General features: G+C 68.4%; 8 protein-coding genes. 7 read left to right on the forward strand and 1 reads right to left on the reverse strand.

Annotated elements, in window-relative coordinates:
* The 7 genes from B2Y21_RS00775 to B2Y21_RS00805 all read left to right on the forward strand — a co-directional run.
* Positions 1 to 454: tyrosine phosphatase family protein (locus tag B2Y21_RS00775; protein WP_292056013.1), on the forward strand; the 454-nt coding region annotated here is incomplete at its 5' end.
* Positions 451 to 1,068, forward strand: coding sequence for a cob(I)yrinic acid a,c-diamide adenosyltransferase (gene cobO, locus B2Y21_RS00780; RefSeq protein WP_292056015.1), 618 nt, complete (start codon positions 451 to 453; stop codon positions 1,066 to 1,068). The genes B2Y21_RS00775 and cobO, both read left to right, overlap by 4 nt.
* Positions 1,068 to 1,445 (forward strand): DUF1636 domain-containing protein, encoded by a 378-nt coding sequence (locus B2Y21_RS00785; RefSeq protein ID WP_292056017.1) that lies wholly within the window; start codon positions 1,068 to 1,070, stop codon positions 1,443 to 1,445. Before cobO ends, B2Y21_RS00785 begins: the two co-directional genes overlap by 1 nt.
* A 73-nt stretch (positions 1,446 to 1,518) precedes the next feature.
* On the forward strand, positions 1,519 to 4,014 hold the full coding sequence (locus B2Y21_RS00790) for a heavy metal translocating P-type ATPase (protein ID WP_292056018.1): 2,496 nt from the start codon (positions 1,519 to 1,521) through the stop codon (positions 4,012 to 4,014).
* Positions 4,014 to 4,433: a Cu(I)-responsive transcriptional regulator gene (gene cueR / locus B2Y21_RS00795; RefSeq protein WP_292056020.1), complete on the forward strand. Its 420-nt coding sequence runs from the start codon at positions 4,014 to 4,016 to the stop codon at positions 4,431 to 4,433. The genes B2Y21_RS00790 and cueR overlap by 1 nt, the downstream gene beginning before the upstream one ends.
* A gap of 60 nt (positions 4,434 to 4,493) precedes the next feature.
* Complete coding sequence (locus tag B2Y21_RS00800; protein WP_292056023.1) at positions 4,494 to 4,691, forward strand: heavy-metal-associated domain-containing protein; 198 nt, start codon at positions 4,494 to 4,496, stop codon at positions 4,689 to 4,691.
* 2 nt (positions 4,692 to 4,693) lie between these two features.
* Positions 4,694 to 5,179, forward strand: coding sequence for a DUF411 domain-containing protein (locus tag B2Y21_RS00805; RefSeq protein WP_292056024.1), 486 nt, complete (start codon positions 4,694 to 4,696; stop codon positions 5,177 to 5,179).
* A 104-nt stretch (positions 5,180 to 5,283) separates the two neighbouring features.
* On the opposite strand, the gene B2Y21_RS00810 is transcribed toward B2Y21_RS00805, so the two are convergent.
* Positions 5,284 to 5,859: an OmpA family protein gene (locus B2Y21_RS00810; protein ID WP_292056028.1), complete on the reverse strand. Its 576-nt coding sequence runs from the start codon at positions 5,857 to 5,859 to the stop codon at positions 5,284 to 5,286.
* Between the last annotated feature and the right edge of the window lie 481 nt (positions 5,860 to 6,340).

The raw sequence follows: 6,340 nt of genomic DNA on the forward strand, positions 1-6,340 counted from the left end.
TCTGGTGACGCTGGCCTCGCCGGGGGCTGAAGCGGCCTTCGAGGCCGAACATCGGCTGGACCTGCGCTTCAACGACATCGCCGCCCCGCGCGGGGGTCTGGTCGCCCCGTCGCTCGAACACGTCGAGGCCCTGCTGACCTTCGCGCAGGGATGGACCGGCGCGCGGCCCCTGTTGATCCACTGCTGGGCGGGGGTCAGCCGCTCGACGGCGGTGGCCTATGTCGTCGCCTGCGCCCGCACGGCGCCGGGGCGCGAGGATGAGTGGGCCGCGCGTCTGCGCGACGCCGCACCGACCGCCACGCCCAATCCCCTGATCGTCGCCCACGCAGACCGCCTGCTGGACCGCGGCGGCGCCATGGTCCGCGCCGTCGAGGCCATCGGCCGGGGCGCCGAGACCGACTGGGGCGCGCCCTTTGAACTGGACCTGACCGCCGAAGGAGACGACCGCCGATGAGCGACCCGCACGACGTCGAACTGAACGCCCGCCACGCCGAGAAGATGAAGCGCATCCAGGCCGCCCGCGCCCGGATGATGCAGTCAAAGACCGTCGAGCGCGGCCTGGTCATCGTCCACACCGGGACGGGCAAGGGCAAATCGACGGCGGCCATGGGCATGGTCTGCCGCATGATCGGCCACGGGATGAAGACCTCCATCATCCAGTTCATCAAGGGGGCGATGGAGACGGGCGAGCAGACCCTGTTCGACAGCTTTCCCGATCTGGTCGAGATGCGGCCGATGGGCGAGGGCTTCACCTGGGACACCCAGGATCGCGCCGCCGACATCGCCAACGTCCGCCGCGCGTGGGAGGCCGCCAAGGCTCGCATCATGGACCCGGAATGGAAGATGGTCGTCTGCGACGAACTGAACATCGCCCTGCGCTACGACTACCTGCCGGTCGAGGAGGTGCTGGAGGTTCTGGCCGCGCGTCCGGCCGACACCCACGTGGTCATCACCGGCCGCAACGCCCCGGACGCCCTGATCGCGGCGGCCGATCTCGTCACCGACATGCAGATGGTCAAGCACCCGTTCCGGAGCGGGGTGAAGGCGCAGGCCGGGGTGGAGTTCTGATGACAGAGGCGACGGCGCGACTGGTCGTCTGCACCACCTGCCGTCTGTCGTCGGACGAGCCCGTAGATGCGGACGGCGTCTGCGGCGGACAACGGCTGCTTCAGGCCGTGGCGGCGGTGGCGCGGGCCGCGCCCGAACTGCGCATCGAGGAGCAGGCCTGCCTGTGGGCCTGCCGCAGCCACTGCGCCGTCTATCTGGCCCAGGGCGGCAAGCCCGGCTACCTGGCGGGAACCTTCACGCCGACCGCCGACGCCGCTGAGGCCATCGTCGACTTCGCCCGCCGCTACGCCGCCAGCCCGGACGGCGCCGTGCCCTATCGCGACTGGCCCGAGGGGATGAAGGGCCGCTTCATCGCCCGCCTGCCTCAGGACGCCTGATTTAGCGCGCTTGACCTTCCCTTGATGGGAAGGTTTAGAGGTGTCGTCGTCAAAGGTTTACGAGGACGACGTCATGGCCGCCGAAGGCTTGAGAACACTGGATCTGCCCGTCCTGGGCATGACCTGCGCCAGCTGCGTGGGGCGCGTCGAAAAGGCCATCCGCGCCGTGCCGGGCGTGACGGAGGCTCAGGTCAATCTGGCCGCCGAGCGCGCTCACGTCGCCTTGTCGAGCGAAGGTTCCGCCGCCGCTGTCGCCGCCGCCATCAAGAGCGCGGGCTATGAGCCGATGGAGGAAGAGGTCGTCTATCCCGTGCGGGAGATGACCTGCGCCTCCTGCGTCGGCCGCGTCGAAAAGGCGCTGGCCGCCGTGCCGGGCGTGCTGTCGGCCAGCGTCAATCTGGCGACCGAGCGGGCGACGGTGCGCTTCCTGTCGGGGGCGACGACGTTCCAGGATCTGGCCGCCGCCGTCGAGCAGGCCGGCTATCTGCTGGAGGTGCCCGAGGACGCCGGGCCGGACGCCAGCGACCGCGAACAGGCCGCCCGCGACGCCGAGATCAAGAAGCTGGGCCGCGCGGTGCTGATCGCGGGCGCGGCGACCCTGCCGCTGTTCGTGCTGGAGATGGGCTCGCACTTCGTGCCGGGGATGCACCACTGGGTCAGCGAGACCATCGGCGCCTTCAACTGGAAGGTCATCAGCTTCGTGCTGGCGACCTTCGTGCTGTTCGTGCCGGGGATCATCTTCTACCGCAAGGGCGTTCCCGCCCTGTTGCGCTGGGCGCCGGACATGAACTCCCTCGTCGTGCTGGGCGCGACGGCGGCGTGGGCCTTCTCGACCGTGGCGACCTTTGCGCCGCAATGGCTGCCTGAAGGCACGGCCAACATCTATTTCGAGGCGGCGGCGGTGATCGTCACCCTGATCCTGGTCGGGCGCTGGATCGAGGCGCGGGCCAAGGGCCGCACCGGCCAGGCGATCCGTCGTCTGATGTCGCTTCAGGCCAAGACCGCGCGCGTGGTGCGCGACGGCGTCGAGCAGGACGTGGCCGTCGATGCGGTCAAGGTCGGCGACGTGGTCGTGGTGCGCCCTGGCGAGCGGGTTCCGGTCGACGGCGTGGTCACGGACGGCGCCTCCTTCGTCGATGAATCCATGCTGACGGGCGAGCCGATCCCGGTCGAGAAGACCGCCGGGGCCGACGTCACGGGCGGCACGCTGAACACCACGGGCGCCTTCCGCTTCGAGGCGCGTCAGGTCGGCTCGCAGACCGTGCTGGCCCAGATCGTCAAGATGGTCGAGGCGGCGCAAGGGGCCAAGCTGCCGATCCAGGCGCTGGTGGACAAGGTGACGGGCTGGTTCGTGCCGGTGGTCATGGGCATCGCGGCCCTGACCTTCGCCGTGTGGTTCCTGTTCGGGCCGGACCCGGCGCTGGGCATGGCCCTGGTCGCGACCGTGGCCGTGCTGATCATCGCCTGTCCGTGCGCCATGGGTCTGGCGACGCCGACCTCCATCATGGTGGGCGTGGGCCGTGCGGCCGAACTGGGCGTGCTGTTCCGCAAGGGCGAGGCGCTTCAGGCCCTGCAGGGCGTCGAGGTCGTCGCCTTCGACAAGACCGGCACCCTGACCGAAGGCAAGCCGACCCTGACCGATCTGGTCACGGCCGAGGGCTTTGATGAGACGATGGTGCTGGCCCAGGTCGCGGCGCTGGAGATCCGCTCCGAGCATCCGGTGGCCCGCGCCCTGGTCGCGGCGGCGGAGGCGCGCGGCGTGACGGTGGTCGAGCCGCAGGACTTCGCCTCCATCCCCGGCAAGGGGGTGACGGGCCTGGTCGACGGGGCGCGCGTCGCCGTCGGCGCCGATCGCTATATGGCCGAGCTGGGCTGCGACGTGGCCGTGTTCGCCGAGGCGGCGGCCCGTCTGGGCGACGAGGGCAAGACGCCGCTCTACGCCGCGGTGGATGGTCGACTGGCCGCCATCATCGCCGTGGCGGATCCGGTCAAGCCGACGACGGCCGAGGCTATCGCCGCCCTGCACGAGCTGGGGCTGAAGGTGGCGGTCATCAGCGGCGACAACCGTCGCACCGCCGCCGCCGTCGCGCGTCGGCTGGGCATCGATGAAGTCCACGCCGAGGTCATGCCGGACGGCAAAGTGGCGGTGATCGAGGCGCTGAAGGCCGGCGGGCGCAAGGTCGCCTTCGTCGGCGACGGGGTGAACGACGCCCCGGCCCTGGCGGCGGCGGACGTGGGTCTGGCGGTCGGCGGCGGCTCGGACGTGGCGATCGAGAGCGCGGACGTGGTCCTGACCGGCGGCGACCTGCGCGGCGCGGTCAGCGCCATTGGTCTGTCGCGGGCGACGATGAACAACATCCGCCAGAACCTGGCCTGGGCCTTCGGCTACAACGTCCTGCTGATCCCGGTGGCGGCGGGGGTGCTGTATCCGGTCTTCGGCCTGATGCTGTCCCCCATGCTGGCGGCGGGGGCCATGGCCCTGTCCAGCGTCAGCGTGGTGCTGAACGCCCTGCGCCTGCGGGCTTTCAAACCCCATATCGGTTCGAACAGCGTGAAGGGAGCCGCGTGATGAACATCGGCAAGGCTGCACAGGCGACCGGGGTCACGGCCAAGATGATCCGCTATTATGAGGCGCAAGGGCTGATCCGCCCGGCGGACCGGACCGACGGCAACTATCGCGACTTCAGCGAGCGCGACCTGAATGACCTGCGCTTCATCCGCCGGGCGCGGGGGCTGGGTTTCTCGATCGAGGAGATCAGCCGCCTGCTGTCGCTATGGCGCGACGGCGCCCGGCCCAGCCGCGAGGTCAAGGCCATGGCCGAGAAGCATCTGGTCGACCTGGATGCGCGCATCCTCGAGATGCGCGAAATGGCCGACACCCTGCGTCATCTGGCCAATTGCTGCGCCGGGGACGAACGGCCGGACTGCCCGATCCTGTCCGACCTGGCGGGCAATACGTCGCAGGGCGGGGCCGGTGCGACCGCTTGACCTTCCTATGATGGCAAGGGGTCCAATGAACTGTCGCGTATCAAGAAAAGGAGCATCGTCATGATCTCGCTCAACATCCCGAAAATCCGCTGCGGCGGTTGCGTCGCTTCGGTCGAGAAGGCCGTCCTGTCCGTCGATCCGGCGGCCAGGCTCACGGCTGACGTCCCGGCGCGCCGGGTCGAGGTCGAGACGACGGCGTCCCCTCAATCCCTGGCCGACGCCCTGGCGGCGGCCGGCTATCCCGTTCAGGAGAACTGAAGATGAAGATGCCTGTTAAGATGGCGGCGATCGCTATCGGAGCGCTGGCTGTCGGCGGCGGCGTGTTCCTGGCCGAGGGCTTCGCCAAGCCCGCCGAGGCCGCCGTCATGACCGTCTACAAGAGCGACTCCTGCGGTTGCTGCGGCGGCTGGGTCGATCACATCCGGCGTTCTGGCTTCGAGGTCAATGTGATCGCAACCGACGAACTGGTCCCGGTGAAGCAGCGTCTGGACGTGCCGCAATCGCTGTGGGGCTGCCATACGGCGGTGATCGACGGCAAGGTGATCGAGGGTCACGTTCCGGCGGCGGGCGTGAAGGCCTTTCTGAAGAACCCTGGCCAGGCGCGCGGCATCGGCGTGCCCGGCATGCCGACGGGATCGCCCGGCATGGAGGCGCCCGGTTATGAACCGGACCGCTATGACGTCATGACCTTTGGCGAGGGCGCGCCGGCGCGCTTCATGACTTTCGTGGGCGCTGATCCGGCCTGATCCGGCCCCGGACAGGCTGAAAAGACGACGGCGGCGCCCCTTGCGGGACGCCGCCGTTTCTCGTTCCGGCCGGGGCATGAGGCCGGAGCGAAAGCCTTTAGCCGTTAGGCCAGAACCATGATGGCGACGCGGCGGTTTTGCGCGCGGCCGTCACGGGTGTTGTTCGGCGCGACCGGCTTGGAGGCGCCGTAGGAGATGGTCGCCATGCGGTTCAGGGCGATGCCCTGATCGCTCAGGAAGCGACGCACCGCTTCGGCGCGTTCCTGGCCCAGACGCTCGTTGATCTGGTCATTGCCGGTCGAGTCGGTGTGGCCCTGGATTTCCAGATAGACGTTGGCGTTCTCGGCACGCAGGCGCTGAACCAGTTCGGCCAGACGCTGCTCGGCTTCCGGCGACAGCTCGGTGTGGTTGACCGGGAACTTCACCGAGTCGTCCGACAGTACGACCTCGTACAGGAACTTGCCCTGCGCCAGTTTGTGCGCGGCGTTGGCGCGGGCCAGGGCTTCGCCCGCCGTGCCTTCGACCTGGGTGACGTGAGCGTCGACGCCGTCGACGCGCTCATTCACGACTTGCACGTTGTCGCGGACGAACCGGTGGCTGGCGCAGCCGCTGACGGCGATGCCGAGAACGGCGACGGCGCCGATGACAGCGGTCCTAGATGCCAATTTGATCAAATTCAGTCTCCTTCGTGCCCGGCCCAACTCCGGGGGATGTTACGCGCCGCACCGGTGTCGGTTGCAAAACGGCGGAGCAAAGACGCGCGAAGAAGTGAAAAGGTTCAGCTTGACTGTAAAAAAAATTCAACAATCGACGTTTTTGCTGTTCTGGGTCGATTTATGGTCTGGCTTGTTGGCGCCATTTTCCTGACGTGCTGGGATGGTCATTGTCGAATATCAAAAGGCGAGGAGAATCTATTGAAAGCTTTGGTGTTTGGGGCTGTCCAAAACTATAAGGCCCATGACGGCAAGGCTTGGGGAGCCTCGGGGTGAAGGCGGGGCCTCGTCGCCGTCGGAACAAGGCCGGCCCGATCCTGGGCAGCCTGATCGCGCACGGTTTGATCCTGGCGCTGATCATTGCTGCGCCGGTTGAACGACCGCCGCTGGCTCCGGTTCCGCCGGTGGTCGAGGTGATGCTGGTCGAACCGCCGCCTCCGCCTCCGCC

Source organism: Brevundimonas sp. UBA5936, from assembly GCA_002430835.1.
Lineage (GTDB): Bacteria > Pseudomonadota > Alphaproteobacteria > Caulobacterales > Caulobacteraceae > Brevundimonas.

What these genes read in the sequence shown, in the direction of transcription:
- B2Y21_RS00800 (WP_292056023.1), top strand. Translation starts at nt 4,494, where the DNA reads ATGATCTCGCTCAACATCCCGAAAATCCGCTGCGGCGGTTGCGTCGCT.
- cueR (WP_292056020.1), top strand. Translation starts at nt 4,014, where the DNA reads ATGAACATCGGCAAGGCTGCACAGGCGACCGGGGTCACGGCCAAGATG.
- B2Y21_RS00785 (WP_292056017.1), top strand. Translation starts at nt 1,068, where the DNA reads ATGACAGAGGCGACGGCGCGACTGGTCGTCTGCACCACCTGCCGTCTG.
- B2Y21_RS00805 (WP_292056024.1), top strand. Translation starts at nt 4,694, where the DNA reads ATGAAGATGCCTGTTAAGATGGCGGCGATCGCTATCGGAGCGCTGGCT.
- cobO (WP_292056015.1), top strand. Translation starts at nt 451, where the DNA reads ATGAGCGACCCGCACGACGTCGAACTGAACGCCCGCCACGCCGAGAAG.
- B2Y21_RS00790 (WP_292056018.1), top strand. Translation starts at nt 1,519, where the DNA reads ATGGCCGCCGAAGGCTTGAGAACACTGGATCTGCCCGTCCTGGGCATG.